This is a genomic window from Wenzhouxiangella sp. 15190, assembly GCF_003417465.1.
GTDB lineage: Bacteria > Pseudomonadota > Gammaproteobacteria > Xanthomonadales > Wenzhouxiangellaceae > Wenzhouxiangella.
Genome location: NZ_QVMV01000030.1, coordinates 15,742 through 34,107 on the forward strand (window position 1 = coordinate 15,742; position 18,366 = coordinate 34,107).

The following is an 18,366-nucleotide window of genomic DNA, read 5'->3' on the forward strand; positions in this document are numbered from 1 at the left end:
GGTATCCTCTCCGGTTCCGATTCGCCCAGCCGGATTTTCAGAACTTAACGATGAACGAAGTCACGCATCCTCTCGCCGATGAACTCAAGGCCATGACCGAGCTGGTGCTGCTCGGCGCCATCTGGGGTGGCTCGTTCCTGCTCATGCGCGTGGCCGCGCCGGAGTTCGGGCCCTTCGCCCTGGTCGAGATCCGGTTGGCCTTCGGCGCACTGGTGCTGCTGCCCTTCGTCTTGCGGGCGCGCAAGCGCTTAAGGGGGCGATGGCACGTGTTGTTCGGGATTGGACTGATCAACTCGGCCATTCCATTCACCCTGTTCGCCTGGGCCACGGCCATCGCGCCGGCGGGCATCAGCGCGATTGCCAACAGCATGACGGCGCTGTTCGCGGTGCTCTTCGCCGGAATGATGTTCGGCGAAAAGATCGGCATTCGCCGCGGCCTCGGCCTGGCCTCGGGCATCATCGGTGTCATCGTCATGGTGGGCATGCCCATGGCAGGTGTACCGGTCGGCTGGGCCGCGCTGGCGGCCACGACGGCCGCCGCCTGCTACGGCCTGGCCGGGAACCTGGTGAAACGCCACCTCGCCGGCCTGCCGCCGGTTGCGCTCGGCGGTGCCACACTTTCGTGTAGCGCCGTCGTGCTTTCGCCCCTCGCGATCTGGAACTGGCCGGAGCAATCGCTGAGCGCCACCGTCTGGGCCAGCGCAATCACGCTGGGTGTGCTCTGCACCGGGATCGCCTACGCTTTCCTGTTCCGGCTGCTCGACACCATCGGCCCGAGCCGTACCGCCACCGTAACCTACCTGGTCCCCCTGTTCGGCGTCGCCTGGGCCTGGCTGGTGCTGGGCGAACCCGTCACACCCGGCATGATGATCGCGGGCACCCTCATCCTCGGCGGCGTCGCCCTAAGCCAGTCCCGCCGGCCGCCGCCGGTCATCCCGCGCCAAGCATGACTTGCCAAACGTCGCAGGTCCGCCTACCGCTCATGATTGCTGCTTCCGCGGGACAGCCCCCTGAAAGGGCAAGCCGATGAAGCGATGAATGGCGACGATTACCAGCGCCATGACTGCGCCGAACACGGTCAACAGGACGACGCCGGAAGTTGTGCTCATGCTCAGCACGAAACCGAGCGGGCACTCGGGCCGGTGTACGGGCAGGAACATCGCAGATGAGGTTGAACAGCCGCGCCTCACGTCCGGTCGTCGATTGATCGATCAGTTTTCAAACCCATCACGGAAGATTGAGTCACCCGGTTCGGCGACCTGCAACTCCACCATCGTCAGCGGATCTGCGGAATTGGTGACGGTAAACAGCCCGTCTTCGCCGGCCACCAGGTCCAACGATTCACCCAGCTGCAGTTGACCGCTGCGCCAGGACAGCGCCTCGTCCGACTCTTCGACTCCGAGCACCAGCGCGCGTGAGCTCAGATTGACCAGGCGAACCGTCCCACCCGGGCGGACCTCGGACCAGGCCGGGCTCATACCCTGGTCCTCGATCATGATTACCCGGTCCGGTGCATTGCTCGAAATCGGTTGCAACACGAGGCCGCGTTCGATCGGGCCTTCGGCAATAAACGGCGGACTGCGATGCATCTGATAACCATCGGCCTGCGCCACGAGCTGGTAGACACCGCGTGGCACGCTGAAGCTGAACGGATAGGCGCCTTCCAGGCTGCTCTGGACATACATGCTGCCTGTCTGACCGTACGGCTCACCGTTCCAGGGCACAAACAGCATCTCGCCCCGCAACGGAACGCCGACCAGCAGATCGATACGGATTTCCGGGGCGCTTTCGTTCGACAGACCTCCGGTTTCGACGCCGGCCGGCGCCTTCCACACCTGCCCGTGCCGGGCCACAGCCGGGCGGCCGGCAAATCCGATATCCATGTCGCCCAGGGTCAATTTGACGATCAGTTCGCGCTCGTCTGGCGTATCGGTCTCGCTACGCGATTGGCCTGCCGTGGTCTGTTTTCCGAACAGGGCATCGGCCTCGTCGAAGAAGAAGGACTCGGTCTGGTAAAAGGCCGGGACGGCGGTTTCGACCGCGTTGAACCGGCGCTGCTGCTCACCGTAGCGGTCGATCAGACGCGGGTCCGCATCGATCAGCGACGGCTTGAGGCCGAACACGGCGATGTATTCGTTGCCTTCGGCCGAGGCCGGCAGCCGCACCGACCAGTCGCCGCGCGAAAATCCCAGGGTGTCGGGCAGAATCACCGGACCCGGAATGAGCGGTCGCCCATCGTCGTCGGCCATGATCGTCGCGGCCTGATCCGCGGGCACCTCGACGAAACCCAGACTGATCGGATCGATCGGCAGGCTGCTGTCGACGGTGAACACGCCACAAGCGGCCATGGCCGTTCCGTCGCGCCGGGCGCGTTCACCGATTCGGTCCTGTTGATCATCCGCCAGGCGGGCGGCCGAGTCGTCGCAGGCATACGGATCACCCACGGCAATGCGGTAGTGGGCGTCGGGCAGGTTGGTCAAGTCGAGCTGCCAGCGACCATCATCCAGGAGCGAAGTCTCCTCGACGTACACCCCGGGTGCGATGTAGTCGCCGGCACGGCTGTCATCCGTGGTGCTGGCGATGACCTGAATCCAGAGATTGACGTACCCCTCGTTGGCAATCTGTTCCTGGTAGTAGTCGCCTTCCTCGCTGACGTACTGGGCCGTTTCGCCTGTAGGAATGAAGCCGCCCAATGTCAACTCGGACTGGTTGGTGGTCCCGCGCGGCACCCAGAACGGTGAATTCGGAGAACGCGCGGCGATGCGGCCGTGCTCGGGCCATTCGGTCAGCATGCCCAGGCCGGAGACTTCCGAAAAACTGGTCACATGGTTATCGGTGTTGATATCGCCTTGCGTGATCGCCTCGGCATGCACGGTCCAGTCGACCGGCTCCGCGCGCAAGTTATCGCCAACGATCACTTCATCACCAATCTCGGGGCGGAATTGCACCACCAGGCGTCCCCGTTCGCCCGGTGCCAGGTTGACCGGCTCGAAGCGGACGCGATTTTCCTCGATGCTGTACTCGTCGGGCTGCAGGCTGGAGTAAATGGTCTGCGCATCGCGGCGTGGCTTGACCAGGGCAAACGTCGAGCCGGCCTCGATCTGGTCCCGGGAAATGCCATGCGGAAAGTCGAAGATCCGCTCGACATTGTCGGCGCGCTGGCTGCCGATATTGGCGTAGTCCATGACCCAGGTCCACTCGATCTTCTGGTCGGTAACACGCGTGCTATCCGGTTCGGTCAGGATCCGCGACGACCCGCCCAGATCGACCGCCAGGTCCGGACCGGCGCCGGCAGAGCCAAGCGGCCGGAGCAGGAAGTCTTCGGTTTCGCCGAAGCGCCACGGAACACCGGACCCGCGTCCATCGCCGAACTCGACCGATCCGACCGCGGCGGTCTTGACCGACGGCGTCTCGCTCAAGCTCAGGCGCACCCAGGCCGGCTGCAGGGCGAGCTCGCTCGGCCAATGGATTCGCCCGGTTGGAACCTGCAGCGTGTGGTATCCGGGACCCAGGGCGGCGACGTCGACCGGATAATCGATGACGGCATGTTCGAAGGCCCGCCCGGACGGACAGGACGCCACTCGCCCCCACTGCCCGTCGCGGTCGAAATCCAGCCAGGCATTGAGGAAGGCGGATTGCTGCCCGGCCGCAAACCACGCCGCCGCTTCGCGGCTGACGAACACCTGCACATCGATGGTGGTGGCGCGGCAATGCCGCAGCGCCCATGACGCGGGCTGCGTGCCGTCGTCGAATTCGTCGAGATCGGCACGGTTGCGGGCCGGCTCGATATTGGCATTCGTACCCAGATCGGCATCGGCCTCGCGACTGACCGAGCGGCCCAGGTGCAACGGGCGGGGCCGGGCATGGGCCGGCCCCGGCACTGCGCTGGGCGGTGTATCGAAAACGCTGGCGAAGCCGGCCTGCATATCTCGATAGGCATTCATCGCTACGCCGGCGCGATTGGAACTGTCGGGCGCATCACCCAGATCCCAGCCGCGAACGCGAACCGTTCGGGAGACGTGACGGATTTCATCGTCCGGGCCCGGGCGCACGCTCTCCTCGCCGGCCCGCAGCATGGACAGCAGTACATAGTGGATCCCGGCTTCCAGCGCCGTTGCTTGCCGGCTGGTCGACGACTCGTCCAGGTGCGGGCGCATATCGGTCCAGACGGCCACGGTCCGGGTCTCGCCGGCATCGATCAGAACCGGAGCATATCGGGATTCGGTCCCCGGCGGCTCCGAGTCTGCCGAACGTACGTCCATCAGCACGCCGACGGTCGCCGGCAGCTGCCCCTGATTGCTCAATGTCGCCTGCAGCAGCGCTACATTGGCATAGCGGTCATGGCTGTCACTGACTCTCGTCGGCTCCGTTCCAGCCCCGTCTTCCTCTCCGGGAAAGGACAGCGACAAATCGACCGCAATATCGTCCAGCGAAACCATCGGTGGACACTGCACCGAGTAGTCGCTCGATGCCGTCGTTCTCTGTCCACTGCCGTCGAGCACGGCAATAACGGCCTGGCTCCGGCGATCGGCGAGTGTCTGACCCGGCCGGCAAGCCACCTCGACCCGCACGGGAATGGTCAATTGAATGCGGGTGCCGCCGGCTGCCATGGTGCCGCGCCAGCGCACCACGGTTTCATTGACGCCATCGGTCGTTCGGCGCTTCTCGACGGCAACCCGGCGACTGCTGACCGCCCCGCTGCGCACAGACAACTCAACCGTGCCGTCGATATGCAAAGGCTCGCGAATAACCTCGACCAGGGAAAATTCCCGAGTTTCGCCGCCACTGAATTGAAGGTCGGTGACGTATTCGATGAGTTCACCGGCACGAACCGTCTGGTCGTCGCTGACGATCTGCCTGGAGACGGTCAAATCCGCTATCGATGCCGCCACCGGTCCGGAGACAGCAAGCACCAGAATAATAAAACTTGCTACACGTGACATGACCCAGCCTTGTTGTATGACACTGGATCATGATTCGGGCAGACGGTGGAATAGTCATGCACGATTCATCAAGAAACCCTTAAAGTCTCCTCAACTGCCTATGTAGGTAACCCTCGAGAGTCCACGAACTACTGGCCAGCGCCGGGGCGCTTCAAGGCGTAACTGGTTGAAAGCCGGGAGTGGTTGGTGTAGTTTTGAATGGGAGGAATTGTATTAGGGAGCAAAGGGAGGTTTTATGGGGCTCGTTGAAAAGCTGCGTTCGCAGCATCTTTGGGCATGCTTGATCCTGGTTCTGCTGCCCGGCTATACGGAGGCGCTTTCGCCAGTCACCGTCGAAGGCTCGACCGCTTTGCCGGCACTTCCAAACGCCGAGATCACGGTTTATCACGGTACTGAAACTCCAAGTACGACGGTCGCAAATGATTCCGGACGGTTCTCAGCGCAATTTGAGTCAATTTCCAGTGACGATCTTGTTCGAATTCAGGCTTGCGGTGTTGGGGATCAGGACCACATCTGCTATTTCCGGCTGATCCACACAGATAAGCACATCACGGACAACTCCGACAGTAACGATGTGTTCCGAACGGGCCCGATTTCACCCGTCAGCACTATTGCCTACGCCTCGCTGGTCAAATTCGGGCTGGACGGTCAGGAGCCCGAAACCTGGAACGATATCGGGCACCTGGTGCGCGGACTCCAGGTCTACTCGCTGTTCCACGATGCCGCGACCCTGTTTCATCTGTCACAGTCAGCAGACAACATGCCTGCGGGCTTCAGCAACCTGCTCGAGCTGTCCCTGAATGAACAGGCCCTGAAAGATGCGGTCAATGCATTCGATCCGGAGCAGCGCATGGTGATCTATGAAGGATTGATATCCAAGCCTTACCTGTTCCTGGTTCCGGAAGGGCAATTTCCTGTCGATAGTACATTGATGGTGCAAAATAGCGACGGTTCGACCGCCAATTCAGCCTATTCCATCGAGCTCGAGAATGATCAGTCCGGTCAGTTCAGCACGCGCGGCGGATCCGGATTGGTCACTTGGGAAAACATGGCAACCGGCGACCTCATTTTCGCCGATGACATGGACTTTTTCGGTGTCAATGAGCGCTACATTGCCATGCTGCCTGCCGAGGGTGATTCGATAATGCCTCCGATCAGTTCCTATATCATCCCCGATGGCTATACGGACTCTGTTGAGTTGGTTCAAAAGACCCTTCAAGCCGACTGGCGCATGGTCAATGCCTCCGAGGCCATTCCGATCAGCCTACTGAGTACTCGCGAGGAAACAACCGCACCGGACAACCCGGAACTGAGCCCTGATGACGTCCCGGCCCTCGGAACGACTACCAGCCACTCGGTCTTGACCACAAAGACATTCGATGCAGCCCCTGTGACCTGGTCAGGCCCCGCCGAGGGCACTTCGTGGGCCTTCCCGCGCTGCGATCCGGACTGTGAATCCGATGCAGGCGTGGTCGGCGCGCCGAACCTCGATATCATTGACTTCGAAAGTGGGGGCAATGCCAGCGCCCGGATCAGTGGTGAAGCGCTTGAATGGGCATCGACAGGCAATGAGTACACCATCACGCACGGTGATGGGATCAGCGTGGAAGTCATCCCCCTGGGCGCAAGCAGCTTCGAGTTCGGAGACCTGGAAACGACCCAGGTGGTGACCCGCGGCATTCTCCCGGATGGGCAGATCAAGACGACAAGCCACAATATTCTGCAAGCCGATGACCCCACCCCCACCCTGGCCGATGAGGAGATTCCGGGACGATACCGGTTGATGTCACCGATTCTGTCGGGCAGCTACCTGCAGCTCAACCTCGACGGAACCGGCTGGTCGGCAATTCTGGATGATCCGAACGACCCACGGCCGGATGAAGGTGGTTACGATTTCGAGTGGGAAATCCTCGAAAGTGGCGATCTGCTGCTGAAGTTGCTGCCTAGAGGTTCCTCATTCGTGCAGGCCACTTTCACGCTGCTCCCGGCCAATCAGACCCCGGAAGGCCTGTACGGGATCGGAAGACTGGGATTTGGAGCGGAACCAGCTGTTGATTCAGCAGGCACCCTGTTTTTCCTTGAGTCAGTCCCGGAACCGTAGTAAACCCGAGGTGAAAGCGCCGCACAGTCGGCGCGCCAGCAAATCACGAGCAGACCCGTGGCCATCGATAGCAACAACCTGGGTGGTTCACCATATCGGGAGACATCGCGAGTGGCTTCGAAGTCCCGCGCTCTACCTGCACGTGCGGAACCGCCTCCCGGGGCGCCTGAAGCAACCTGAAACCGTCGCGATCAGCGTTGCCCTACGGCCTTTTCGTACAGGCCCGGGAAGCGGCCATCGGGATCGCACTCGCGCTTGAGTGATTCGTAAGTCTCGCGATCGTATTCCTGCCAGAAGCGCGACTCGTCGTAGGTGCTGCGCGAGTACAGGCTTTTCTTGCCGCCGTGTCTGGCCACCAGTTCCTCGACCAGTGCGTTGTAGTGACCGTCCGGTTCGCTCGAGCGCACCATGTCCCAGAAGCCGAAATTGATATACGGCGTATCGGTGCGAAGCTCGAACAGGGAGAATCGGCCGTCGGGCACAACGAAGGGGCAGATCCAGACGGGGCGGATGCCGATTTGATTTTCGAACTCGGCAAGGAAGGCCGCGGCATTGTCGATCGGAATATCGACGTCCTGGATCACCGATTCGGTACGAGGGCGAAAATACTGGAGCATACTCAGCGGCCAGTGGTGGCTGGCGCGCATGATTTTCTGGTAGGTGATGCTGTTGAGTCGCTTGCGCCCCATGACGAAGCGCAGCGGCTTGAACTGCATGCCGAGATTCTTGCTACACCAGAACCAGTCGGTGTCCCAGCGCCAGAGATAATCGTGGATGCTCAGGTAGTCTTCCTGTCGTTCGTGCAGGCTCTTCCAGTACTGCTGCAGCCAAGTGTAGTCGCTTGCCTCGACGCCCGCGGGTAACGCATCGATGAAATGCGCGCGGGTCAGAACGAATTCACCCGGGGCAAAGTACACGCCGTCGAGATAGGCGCAAGTCGGCTGCTCGCATTCCCTGGCGATGGCGGCAAAGAGTTGTTCCGCGTCGCTGAACGACGTGTGCTCGAGCCGCACATAAGGCGTTACCGGAATCAGGTCGACGCGAAGCCGTGTCGTGTAGCCCAGGCTTCCGTAGGAGTTGGGAAAACCAAAGAATAGTTCCGGGTGCTGTTCGGGCGAGCAGGTGAGCACACGACCGTCGGCCACCAGCACATCCATTTCGCGGACCGTGTGGTGCACCAAGCCATATCGGAAAGCGCTCGACTCGATGCCCAGACCGGTCATCGCGCCGCCGACGGTGATACTTTTCAGTTCCGGGACGATGGCAGGGGCGAAACCATGCGGCAGGGTGGCGTCGACCAGGTCGACGTAGGGCGTCATGCCTTCGACTTCGGCGACGCCGGCTTCGGCATCGATCCCGATCACCTGGTTGAGCGAGGTGACGTCGAGCTCGGTGCGGTCCACCGCCTCGCGCGGACGGAACAGGTTACTGGTGCGCTTGCGAAGGCGTACGGGGCCTTCGGAGTCCGTCAGCGCACCGGCCAGTGACTCGACACGCGCACGGTGGGCCGCCCAGTTCGCTTCGCTCATGATTCAGCGAACCGGGATATAGCGAGGCACGTCGCCGTGGCTGAGCACCAACTGCCAGAGGTTCAGGCCCCGCGCCCGGAACGCGCCGGCCGAGCAGTTCAGGTAATAACGCCACATGCGGTAGAAACGCTCGTCGAGCCCTTCACTCTCCTTGAGTTCCGGCCATGCTTCGAGAAAGTTCGCTTCCCAGGCCATCAGCGTGCGGTCGTAGTCGGGACCGAAGTTGTGCCAGTCCTCGAGCACGAACAGGCCTTCCTTGGCGCGCGTGAGCTGTGCCTCCGAGGGAATCACGCCGCCGGGAAAGATGTACTTGGTGATCCAGGGGTCGGCGGTTACACGGCTTTCGTTGCCGCCGATGGTGTGGACCAGGGCCAGGCCGCCGGCCTTCAGGCGGGCCTTGGCAAGCTCGAAGAATCCACGGTAGTTCTTCGGACCGACGTGCTCCATCAGTCCGACGCTGACCACCCGATCGTACTCACCGGGATCGCGGGCCGCCTCGCGATAGTCCTGCAGCCGCAAGTCGACGGGCAGGCCCTTGCAGATTTGACGCGCATAGTCGACCTGCTGGCGGCTGATGTTGTAGCTGACCACCTCGCAGTCATGCTCGGCGGCCAGATAACGGGCCAGTTCGCCGAAACCGCCGCCGAGTTCGAGTACACGCATGCCCGGTTTCAGATGCAGCTTGCGCGCTACCAGGGCAAGCTTGGCGCGTTGTGCCTCGTCGAGCGCGCGCGCTTCGCCTTCGGGCCCGTAGTAAGCACAGGTGTACTGCATGGTCGGGCCGAGCATGGCCTCGTAGAGGCGGTTCGACAGGTCATAGTGCTGTTCGGCGACTTGCTTCGAGCGTCGGCGATCCTGCCGGTTGATGAACCGGCTCAACAGCACCTGGAACAGTATCGACCAGGTGCGGATTTCGCGATCGAGTCGCGCCCGCTGGACCCGGAAAAAGAACTCGTCGAGCTGCTCGGCATCCCACCAGCCGTCCATGTAGGACTCGCCGGCGCCGACCGAGCCCTCGCCCAGCACACGGTTATACAGTCGCTCGTCGTGCACTTGCAGATCCCAGGGACGCCCGCCATCAATCTCGATGCCGGCGGCCTTGAGCAGTTCCACCACTTTCCGGTTCGCTGACACGATTTGGCTCGCTTTGGAAGTCGGTTAGGTTTGAATCCCTCGCAGAAAGATTAGTCGCCCCTTGCCGACCGGGTCAAGGCGCATTCAACCCCCTGCGCTGTTATTCTTTGACATTGCCTTTGGAGTCAAGCGTTCATATGGACTGGCTGCCGAACTTCTCGATACCGGATTCCGTCTTCAGCCTGATCATCAGCACCGGCATTCTCGTTGTCGCGGTGGCCATCATGCGCAGCCTTACGGCCCGCTATATCCGCCGCAATGTCGCAGCCGCGGAGTTGCGCCGCAAGTGGCTGGTCAATTCGCGCAATGGCCTGTTGCTGCTTTTGCTGCTGGGGCTGGTACTGATCTGGGGCAACGAGCTTCGCACGCTGGCGCTGTCCATCGTCGCCCTCGCCATCGCATTCGTGGTGGCCACCAAGGAACTCATCCTCTGCCTGACGGGCTCCCTGCTCAAGAGCGGCTCGGCCGCTTTCAACCTGGGCGATCGCATCCAGATCAAGGACTTTCGGGGCGACGTTATCGACCACAGCCTGCTGGCCACGACCATTCTCGAAGTCGGGCCGGGCAAATCGATGCACCAGCGTACCGGCCGCAAGATCGTTCTCCCGAATGCGCTTTTCGTTTCCGAACCGATCGTCAACGAGAGTTTTACCGAGAAATTCGGTTTCCACGTCCTGTCCATTCCGTTCAAGCGCGGGGACGACTGGAATGGCGCCCGCCGGGCCCTGCTCGAGGCAGCCGAACGCCACTGCGCACCCTTTATCAACGAGGTGCGCGCGCACATGGGCCAGGTCAGCGAGCTGCGGGGGCTGGGATTGCCGCCGGTCGAACCGCGCGTCACGATCCATGTGCCCAATGCAGAGGAAGTACACCTGGTCGTCCGCCTGCCCGTTCCGGCCGGACAGCGCAGCTCCACTGAACAGGCCATCCTAGAGGACGTCCTCGCGGGAACCGATTTTTCCACCGAAAAAGAGGCGCCCACTGACCCGGAAGGGTCTTGAGGAATCGATGCGGGATGCTTCCACAGGCATGGATAATGGGCCCCTGAATTTCCCGGGAGGTTGACAGTGAAAGCCATTCAGATCGCAGAATTCGGCGACCCCGCGGCCATCGAGGTCAGCGACATTCCGGCTCCATCCGATCCGGGGCCGGGCGAGGTTCGCCTGGACGTGAAAGGCGTCGGCGTGGGCTATTTCGACGGTCTGCTGATTCGTGGCGACTACCAGATCCGGCCCGACCTGCCCTTCGTGCCCGGCAGTTCGCTCGCCGGCGTGGTTGAGTCGGTCGGTGACGGTGTTTCTCATCTCTCCCCGGGCCAGGCGGTCGCCGCGTTCGCATTACACGGCGGCATGGCCGAGCAGGTCGTCTTGCCGGCCAGCTCCTGTGCGCCGTTGCCGGAGGGGATCGAACCAGTGGCTGCCGCCAATTTCTTCATTTCCTGGGCGACCAGCCTGTACGGGCTGCGCGAGATCGGCGGCGTTCGCGAAGGCGATACCGTGCTGGTCCTCGGGGCCGCCGGCAGCACGGGCACGACCGCCATCCAATGCGCGAAGGCCCTGGGCGCCAGGATCATCGCCTGCGCCTCCAGCGAGGAGAAACGCAAGCATTGCCTCGACCACGGCGCGGATGTCGTCGTCGACTACACGGGCGAAGGCTGGCGCGACGAGGTCAAGGCGGCCACGGACAAGCGCGGCGTCGATGCCGTCTACGACCCGGTCGGCGGCGAGATGTCCGAACCGGCGCTGCGCCTGATGGCACCCGGCGGCCGCTTCCTGGTGGTGGGCTTCGTCAACGGCATCGCGAATATCCCCATGAACCTGCCGCTGCTCAAGCGCTGCAGCATTCACGGCGTCAACTGGGGCGGAACGGTCATGGCCGACCCGAGCGTGGTGCCACCGGTAATCGAGACCCTGGCCGAGTGGACACTGACCGGCGCCATCGACCCGGCGCCGACCCACAGCTACTCCCTGGAAGACGCCGGCGAGGCCTTCGCCGCGCTGTTCTCCCGGCAATCGAGGGGAAGCCTGGTCGTGACGCCCTGAACCCGACCATGACTTCTGGCAGTCGTGTACGCCGCGCGGTGGACGTTAGCCTGCGGCTTCCACCTTCAATGGACCGAATTCGATGCTCAAGAAGTTTCTCAAGTGGGGCAGCGTCAGCCTTGCCGTGCTGATACTCGCGGGCAGCCTGCTGTTCGTCAATTTCTGGTATTTCAAGCCACTGTCGATCGACTGGTTCTACTCGCGGGCCTTCCTGAAGTTCAGCCTGCAGCAGCCGGAGATGCTGACCTCGCTACGGATTCTCGACCAGTTCGGGATTCGCGGTCACAACGCGGAGCTCAGCGACGCCTCCCCCGAAGCGAACGAGGAGATACTGGCCTACTGGCGCGAGCAGTACGAAACCTTCAAGCGCTATGACCGCTCCGACTACGAGGGCCAGGACCTGCTTTCCTACGACGTGTTCGACTTCTTCATGTCGAACCAGCTCGCCGAAGCCGACCGCTGGCGCTTCCACAACTTTCCGGTCAACCAGATGTTCGGCGTGCAGAGCACCCTTCCCGACTTCATGGTTCAGCAGCACGTGGTCGAGGACGAGCTGGGTGCCGAGCACTACATCGCCCGCCTGAATGAATTCGACGAGAAATTCGACGGGGTGCTGGAAGGGCTCCGGGTTCGCGAAGAACGCGGCATTCTTCCGCCTTCGTTCGCAGTGACCAAGGTCATCGACCAGATCGAGGGGTTTCTCGACAGCGCGCCGGATGAGCACATGCTGGTGGTGGAATTCGACGAGAAGATGGAAAGCATCGACAAGTCGGAGTTGCCGACCGACCGCCGCGAGGAATTGCGTGAGCAAGCCGTAACGGCCGTGGCGCAGTCGGTCTATCCCGCCTACGAGGACCTGCTGGCCTACCTGCGCGAGCTCGAACCGAAGGCGACGAGCAACGGCGGCGTGTGGCGCCTGCCCGACGGCGAGGCCTTCTACAAGCAGGCGATCCGGCAACACACGACCACCGAGATGAGCGCCGGGGAAATCCACGACATCGGCCTCGCGGAGGTCGAGCGCATCGGCCGCGAGATGGACGCCATCCTGCGCGCCGAAGGCCTGACCGAGGGCACCATCGGCGAACGCGTTCAGCGGCTGTCCGAGCGTCCGGACCAGCTCTATCCCGACACCGACGAAGGCCGTGAACAGATTCTGGCCGAATACCAGAAGATCCTAGACGAGATCGACCCGGCCATGGACGAGTATTTCAATCTGCGGCCCGAAACCGGCGTGCAGGTCAAGCGCGTGCCCGAGTTCGCCGAGGAGACCTCGGCCGGTGCCTACTACCAGCGCCCCTCGATGGACGGCAAGCGCCAGGGCACTTTCTTTGCCAATCTGCGTGACGTCTCCGAGGTACCGAAATTCGGCATGCGCACCCTCGCCTACCACGAAGGGATTCCGGGCCATCACTTCCAGATCGCCATTACCCAGCAGCTCGACGACATTCCGATGTTCCGGCGGCTGGTGCCCTTTACCGCGTATTCGGAAGGCTGGGCGCTTTACGCAGAACAGCTGGCCCGGGAGATCGGCTTTCAGGACGATCCGCTCGACAATCTCGGGCGCCTGCAGGCCGAAATGTTCCGCGCCGTTCGCCTGGTGGTCGACACCGGCCTGCACCACAAGCGCTGGACAAGGGAGGAAGCCATCGACTACATGCTGGCTAATACCGGCATGGGCGAAGGCGAGGTCGAGGCCGAGATCGAGCGCTACCTCGTCATGCCCGGCCAGGCACTGGCCTACAAGGTGGGCATGATGAAGATTCTCGAACTGCGCGAGCGCGCCCGGCGCGAACTCGGCGACGACTTCAGCCTGCCGGAATTCCACGACCAGATTCTGGGCCACGGGGCGCTGCCGCTGACGCTGCTCGAAGAGGTCGTCGACAAGTGGATCGAGGAAGAGCGTAGCGTCTGATCATGCTACGGCAACCGCGCCGGACTCCGGGGCGGCTGCCGTTCTGTCGTTGATTGCTCGCAGGCTCGAACTGGCAACACCTGCTTCAGGCGGCTACGATGGACGGGTCTCATTCAAGGACGCACCTCATGCCGGCCGGAACGACCAAGACGCTGCTGATTGTCGCCGCTGCACTGCTGGCCTCGGCATGTGCGACCTCGTCACCCTCCGGGCCGCAGTTCGCACAGGACGCACCCTGGTGGGAAAAGTCCGGTCCGTGCCGGATCTGGGTTCCCGTCGAACCGCAACCCGGCCGAACACCGGCCTGGGATGCCGGACCCTCGACGCCCCGGATGTCCAACACCGGCGACTGCCGGGCCCTGCAGGCCGCCCTGCCCGATGGCGCCGTTCTGATCGGGTCGCCCTGAACGAACGGTCTGGCAACAGCGGCCTGCGCGGGTTCAGTCGATCAGGTCGATCTGGAATGATTCCGTGTTGTCCTGAAGACCGAATTGGGCACCGGGAAAGCTGTAAGTAGCATCTTCGCCGTAGAATCGCACCATGCCCGATCTTCAAATCATCGTACTGATCGTCTATTTCATCGCGATCTTCGGGGTGGGTGTCTACGCAAGCCGCTTTGTAGGCAACACCACGGACTTCCTTCTGGCCGGACGCCGCCTGGGACTTGTGCTTGCCACTGCCACGCTTTGCGCAACGCACTTCGGTGGCGGCTTCGTGATGGGTTCCGGGGAATGGGGGTTCCAGTACGGCCTGACGGGCATCGCCTACGCCGCCGGTGTCGGACTTTCACTGGTGGCGCTCGGCCTGGTCGCCGCCCGCCGGATGCGACGCCTGGCGATGTTCACCGTGCCTGACTATCTCGCACTGCGCTATCGCAACGAAGTGGTTCGCATACTGGGGGCACTGCTGTCGCTGGTCGCCATAATCGGCATCATCGGTGCCCAGGTATGGGCAGCACAGGGGGCACTGTCCATTGTCGGCCTTGATCCGACCTGGGCGGCAATTGCTGCTACCGGGCTGTTCATCGTCTACACGGCCATGTCGGGCCTTTGGGGTGTGACTTTGACCGATGCGGTTCAACTGGGGATCGTATTCATCGGCGTGCCGGTTGCGGCATTCATGGCCTTGGGAGAAGCGGGTGGGATCGTCGGTATGCGCACCGGCATCGAGGGGCTGGAGGTTGCGATTTCCCGTGATGCCTACTTCAGCCCGTTGGGTGCCGGCCTGGGCCTGGTACTGGCCGCCATCGTGCCGACCATGATGTATACGCTGATCGGACAGGACTTCTACCAGCGGCTGTTCGCTGCCCGCGACGAAAACACTGCTCGGCGCGCGGCGATTCTGGCCGGGTTGTTGCTGGTGCTGTTTGCCGTCTTTCCCGTCATCACCGGCATGGCCGCCCGGGCGCTGTTCGGTGGCGAAATCGAGGCTGCACAGGCCATTCCGAAGCTGATCGCCGAAGTTCTGCCATCAGCGGCTGCCGCCATTGTTATCGCCGCCATCATCGGTGCCATCATGTCGACCGCCGATTCCCTGCTGGTGGCCGGTAGCGCGCATGTCACCAATGATCTCTACGCCCGGCTCATCAAGCCCGACGTCGACATCGACGGCCGGCAGTTGCTGTTGATCTCGCGTGGGGTGACGGTGGTCATCGGCGTGCTGGCGCTGTGGATGGCGCTGGCCTTCGAGGCCATCATCGATTTGCTCTTGATGTCCTACACGCTCTATGCAGCCGGTGTTTTTGTCCCGGTCGTGCTCGGGCTGTATTGGCAACGGGGCAACGCTGCCGGGGCGATCGCTGCCATCCTGGGGGGATCGGGCGTCGGCGTGGCCGGCGAGCTCGGCTGGTTCGAGTTCGCCGGCCTACCGCTGATCGGCGGCTTTCCGGTCATCGTCATCGGCGCTCTGGCCTCGCTCGTGCTGCACGTGACCGTTTCATTACTGACACCGCCGCGCGAGCGGCATCCAGCGCTGGAATGACCGGTACACATCGAGTCGGCGCACGGTGTCATGCAGATGTCGAGCGGCATCAAGTTCAAGCGCATCGGCCTATTGCTGCTGATGGCGGTCGGCTATGTGGTTGTCGCCGCCTTGAGCGGCCGCCAGCCGTCACGGGGATGGCTGAAATGCTTCGCATTTCAGCGAGCTCGGGCCGCTTTGCGGCCCTCGGTTCGAACCCTGAGGGGGTGGCGTCGAAAAGCCGGCTCGGAGGGTTTCGAGACTGAATTCTGTGTGTGGGGTTCATCGTGGCCACGGCCACCCGCCGCATTGAGCGGCGTGTGGCCGTCACGGGGATGGCTGAAATGCGAAGCATTTCAGCGAGCTCGGGCCACTTTCGTGGCCCTCGGTTCGAACCCTAAGGGGGTGGCCGAGGGGATACAGGCTTCGAATTGGCTAACGAGCTATTCGAAGTCTTATAGCTTCGAGGAAGTGGGTTCGATCCCATAGTGGGGGCGTCAAATAAAAAAGGCCCGCTCAAGGCGGGCCTTTTCTATTTGGCGTCCCCACGGGGATTCGAACCCCGGTCGCTGCCGTGAAAGGGCAGTGTCCTAGGCCTCTAGACGATGGGGACTGAAAACGTCTTCGGAGATGCTTTCAGAAACCTTATTGGTGGAGCCAGGCGGGATCGAACCGCCGACCTCTACAATGCCATTGTAGCGCTCTCCCAGCTGAGCTATGGCCCCACAACAAGCCGGGCATTCTAGTCGAGGGTATGGGGGCTGTCAAACCCTTTTTGGCCGTTTCAGTCGGACTCCAGTACCAGTTCGGAAAAATCCAGCAGTCCGGCCGGTCGATCGATGATTCGGCTCGCTGCAAGCAGCGCGCCGCGGGCGAAAACACGCCGATCGCTGGATCGGTGCGTCAATTCGAGACGTTCACCCTCGGCCAGGAAATAGACGGTATGCTCGCCGGCGACATCGCCACCGCGAATGGCCTGGAAGCCGATTTCACCCGCGGGACGCGCCTGGCGGCGCTGGCTGCGATCATGCACGGCCCGGTCACTCAGTTCCTGACCGCGTGCACGGGCCACGGTTTCGCCGAGCCACAGTGCCGTGCCGGATGGCGCATCGAGCTTGCGCCGATGGTGAGCCTCTAGAATCTCGATATCGAAGTCTTCCCCCAGCGCTTGGGCCGATTGCCGGGCCAGCCTGACGAGGAGATTGACGCCGACGCTGAAGTTCGCGGCCTGGCAGATGGCGATGTGTTCGGCAATTTCGCGCAGTTCGTGCTGTAGCGGCTCGCCCAGGGCCGTGGTGCCGGTCACCAGCGGTATGCGTCGGCGGGCAGCGAAATGCGCGACGCGCTCGAGCAAGTCGGGATGGGAAAAATCCACGATGACGTCGGCTTGGACGTCCGGCTCGAAGAATTGCTGGCTGGTCGCCTCGCCGGCCAGGACGAACCGGTCATCGGACTCGATGACTTCGATGATGGCGCGGCCCACCGCGCCGGAGGCGCCGCTGACGAGAACTTGCAGGCTCATGCTGGAAGCTTACCGCATTCGACGCCGGTGGTTCAGGTAGGTGCGAGATCCCGGCTCGCAGCTTGCGCAACGGCCGGGATGACAGGTCCGATCAAAAGCCCATGCGGTCGAAGAAGCTCTTGACCCTGTCGGTCCAGCCCGACGACTGCGGACTCTGTTCGGGCTGGTCGTCGAGCGTGTCCTGGAGCTGCTTGAGGAGGTCTTTCTGCTCACGCGAAAGATTGACCGGTGTTTCGACCTCGACCCGGCACAGCAGGTCACCGGACGTCCGTGATCGAACCGACTGCACGCCTTTGCCGCGAATGCGAAAGACCTTGCCGGACTGCGTCTCGGCCGGAATCTTGAGCATCACCGATCCGTCCAGGGTGGGCACCTTCATCTGCCCGCCCAGTGCCGCAGTGGTAATGCTGATCGGCACCTCGCAGAACAGGTCGTCGCCGTCGCGCTGGAACAGCGGGTGCGGACGTACCTGTACGTCCACGTAGAGATCACCGGCGCCGCCACCCTGGGCGCCGGCGCCGCCTTCACCGCTCAAGCGAATACGGTCGCCGGTGTCGACACCGGCCGGAATGCGAATCTGCAGGGTCTTGGTCTCGCGCACCTGGCCGGTTCCACTGCAGTCACTGCAGGGATCCTTGACGGTGCGACCGCTGCCGCGGCAGGCCGGACAGGTCTGCTGCACGGAGAAAAAGCCCTGCTGCATGCGCACCTGCCCCTGGCCACCACAGGTCGAACAGACGTTGAGCTGACCGTCCTTCGAGCCGGTACCGTTGCAGGTCTGGCACTCGCCGAGCGTGGGCAGGCTGACTTCCTTTTCGACGCCGGAGACGGCTTCCTCGAGGTCCAGCTCCAGGGTATAGCGCAGGTCCTGGCCGCGGCGCGACTGGCTCTGGCGCCGGCGCCCGCCGCCGCCGAAGATGTCGCCGAAGATGTCGCCGAAGATATCGTTGATGTCGCCGAAGCCGCCCTGGGGGCCGGCGCCGCCGCCACCCATACCGCCGTTGACGCCGGCATGACCGAAACGGTCGTAGGCCGCACGCTTCTGCTCGTCCTTGAGCACGTCGTGCGCTTCGCGGACTTCCTTGAACTTGTTTTCGGCGTCGGGATCGTCCGGATTGCGGTCCGGATGATACTGGCGCGCCTTTCGGCGATACGCCTTGCGGATCTCGTCGGTCGACGCTTCGCGCGTTACGCCAAGGATGTCGTAGTAGTCAGCGGACATGA

At 62.8% G+C, this 18,366-nt stretch carries 13 protein-coding genes and 2 tRNA genes; 7 read left to right on the top strand and 8 right to left on the bottom strand.

All coding sequences use genetic code 11. The annotated features are described in order from the left end of the window. The first annotated feature begins 50 nt into the window (after nucleotides 1–50). Nucleotides 51–950 (top strand): DMT family transporter, encoded by a 900-nt coding sequence (locus DZK26_RS08600; RefSeq protein ID WP_116896770.1) that lies wholly within the window; start codon nucleotides 51–53, stop codon nucleotides 948–950. A 30-nt stretch (nucleotides 951–980) separates the two neighbouring features. Here DZK26_RS08600 and DZK26_RS14580 read toward each other — a convergent pair whose 3' ends face one another. Further along, entirely contained in the window at nucleotides 981–1,109 is a 129-nt protein-coding gene (locus tag DZK26_RS14580; RefSeq protein ID WP_258870793.1) for a hypothetical protein, read from the bottom strand. Between the two features lie 102 nt (nucleotides 1,110–1,211). Next, a complete protein-coding gene (locus DZK26_RS08610) occupies nucleotides 1,212–4,943 on the bottom strand; it encodes a hypothetical protein (RefSeq protein ID WP_147306566.1) in 3,732 nt (1,243 codons plus the stop codon). A 235-nt stretch (nucleotides 4,944–5,178) separates the two neighbouring features. On the opposite strand from DZK26_RS08610, the gene DZK26_RS08615 reads away from it, so the two are divergent. Next, complete coding sequence (locus DZK26_RS08615; protein WP_116896767.1) at nucleotides 5,179–7,044, top strand: hypothetical protein; 1,866 nt, start codon at nucleotides 5,179–5,181, stop codon at nucleotides 7,042–7,044. 191 nt (nucleotides 7,045–7,235) lie between these two features. Here the strand turns inward: DZK26_RS08615 and DZK26_RS08620 are convergent, their stop codons facing one another. Then, nucleotides 7,236–8,573 (bottom strand): FAD-binding oxidoreductase, encoded by a 1,338-nt coding sequence (locus tag DZK26_RS08620; RefSeq protein ID WP_116896766.1) that lies wholly within the window; start codon nucleotides 8,571–8,573, stop codon nucleotides 7,236–7,238. Nucleotides 8,574–8,576: 3 nt separating this feature from the next. Next, the gene (gene cfa, locus DZK26_RS08625) at nucleotides 8,577–9,707 is read right to left on the bottom strand and encodes a cyclopropane fatty acyl phospholipid synthase (RefSeq protein ID WP_116896765.1); all 1,131 of its coding nucleotides are present in this window, start codon (nucleotides 9,705–9,707) and stop codon (nucleotides 8,577–8,579) included. Between the two features lie 137 nt (nucleotides 9,708–9,844). On the opposite strand from cfa, the gene DZK26_RS08630 reads away from it, so the two are divergent. The 5 genes from DZK26_RS08630 (at nucleotide 9,845) to DZK26_RS08650 (ending at nucleotide 15,641) form a co-directional block, all read left to right on the top strand. Then, nucleotides 9,845–10,708, top strand: coding sequence for a mechanosensitive ion channel domain-containing protein (locus DZK26_RS08630; RefSeq protein WP_116896764.1), 864 nt, complete (start codon nucleotides 9,845–9,847; stop codon nucleotides 10,706–10,708). A gap of 66 nt (nucleotides 10,709–10,774) precedes the next feature. Further along, nucleotides 10,775–11,749 (top strand): NADPH:quinone oxidoreductase family protein, encoded by a 975-nt coding sequence (locus tag DZK26_RS08635; RefSeq protein ID WP_181918217.1) that lies wholly within the window; start codon nucleotides 10,775–10,777, stop codon nucleotides 11,747–11,749. A gap of 82 nt (nucleotides 11,750–11,831) precedes the next feature. Further along, nucleotides 11,832–13,661, top strand: a complete 1,830-nt coding sequence (locus tag DZK26_RS08640; RefSeq protein ID WP_116896762.1) for a DUF885 family protein — start codon at nucleotides 11,832–11,834, stop codon at nucleotides 13,659–13,661. Between the two features lie 128 nt (nucleotides 13,662–13,789). Beyond that, a complete protein-coding gene (locus DZK26_RS08645; RefSeq protein WP_116896761.1) occupies nucleotides 13,790–14,068 on the top strand; it encodes a hypothetical protein in 279 nt (92 codons plus the stop codon). Nucleotides 14,069–14,201: 133 nt separating this feature from the next. Then, nucleotides 14,202–15,641, top strand: coding sequence for a sodium:solute symporter (locus tag DZK26_RS08650; protein WP_116896760.1), 1,440 nt, complete (start codon nucleotides 14,202–14,204; stop codon nucleotides 15,639–15,641). Nucleotides 15,642–16,157: 516 nt separating this feature from the next. On the opposite strand, the gene DZK26_RS08655 is transcribed toward DZK26_RS08650, so the two are convergent. The 4 genes from DZK26_RS08655 to dnaJ all read right to left on the bottom strand — a co-directional run bounded on the left by DZK26_RS08655 (nucleotide 16,158) and on the right by dnaJ (nucleotide 18,364). Next, nucleotides 16,158–16,233 (bottom strand) — tRNA-Glu (locus DZK26_RS08655). 36 nt (nucleotides 16,234–16,269) lie between these two features. Next, nucleotides 16,270–16,345 (bottom strand) — tRNA-Ala (locus tag DZK26_RS08660). A gap of 59 nt (nucleotides 16,346–16,404) precedes the next feature. Then, nucleotides 16,405–17,142: a 4-hydroxy-tetrahydrodipicolinate reductase gene (gene dapB / locus DZK26_RS08665; RefSeq protein ID WP_116896759.1), complete on the bottom strand. Its 738-nt coding sequence runs from the start codon at nucleotides 17,140–17,142 to the stop codon at nucleotides 16,405–16,407. Nucleotides 17,143–17,233: 91 nt separating this feature from the next. Continuing rightward, nucleotides 17,234–18,364, bottom strand: coding sequence for a molecular chaperone DnaJ (dnaJ, locus tag DZK26_RS08670; RefSeq protein ID WP_116896758.1), 1,131 nt, complete (start codon nucleotides 18,362–18,364; stop codon nucleotides 17,234–17,236). Nucleotides 18,365–18,366 lie beyond the last annotated feature (2 nt).

Coding starts and splice junctions, on each gene's coding strand:
- DZK26_RS14580 (WP_258870793.1), bottom strand. CDS start 1,109: ATGAGCACAACTTCCGGCGTCGTCCTGTTGACCGTGTTCGGCGCAGTC.
- DZK26_RS08620 (WP_116896766.1), bottom strand. CDS start 8,573: ATGAGCGAAGCGAACTGGGCGGCCCACCGTGCGCGTGTCGAGTCACTG.
- DZK26_RS08610 (WP_147306566.1), bottom strand. CDS start 4,943: ATGTCACGTGTAGCAAGTTTTATTATTCTGGTGCTTGCTGTCTCCGGA.
- DZK26_RS08645 (WP_116896761.1), top strand. CDS start 13,790: ATGCCGGCCGGAACGACCAAGACGCTGCTGATTGTCGCCGCTGCACTG.
- DZK26_RS08640 (WP_116896762.1), top strand. CDS start 11,832: ATGCTCAAGAAGTTTCTCAAGTGGGGCAGCGTCAGCCTTGCCGTGCTG.
- DZK26_RS08630 (WP_116896764.1), top strand. CDS start 9,845: ATGGACTGGCTGCCGAACTTCTCGATACCGGATTCCGTCTTCAGCCTG.
- DZK26_RS08600 (WP_116896770.1), top strand. CDS start 51: ATGAACGAAGTCACGCATCCTCTCGCCGATGAACTCAAGGCCATGACC.
- DZK26_RS08650 (WP_116896760.1), top strand. CDS start 14,202: ATGCCCGATCTTCAAATCATCGTACTGATCGTCTATTTCATCGCGATC.
- DZK26_RS08615 (WP_116896767.1), top strand. CDS start 5,179: ATGGGGCTCGTTGAAAAGCTGCGTTCGCAGCATCTTTGGGCATGCTTG.
- dnaJ (WP_116896758.1), bottom strand. CDS start 18,364: ATGTCCGCTGACTACTACGACATCCTTGGCGTAACGCGCGAAGCGTCG.
- dapB (WP_116896759.1), bottom strand. CDS start 17,142: ATGAGCCTGCAAGTTCTCGTCAGCGGCGCCTCCGGCGCGGTGGGCCGC.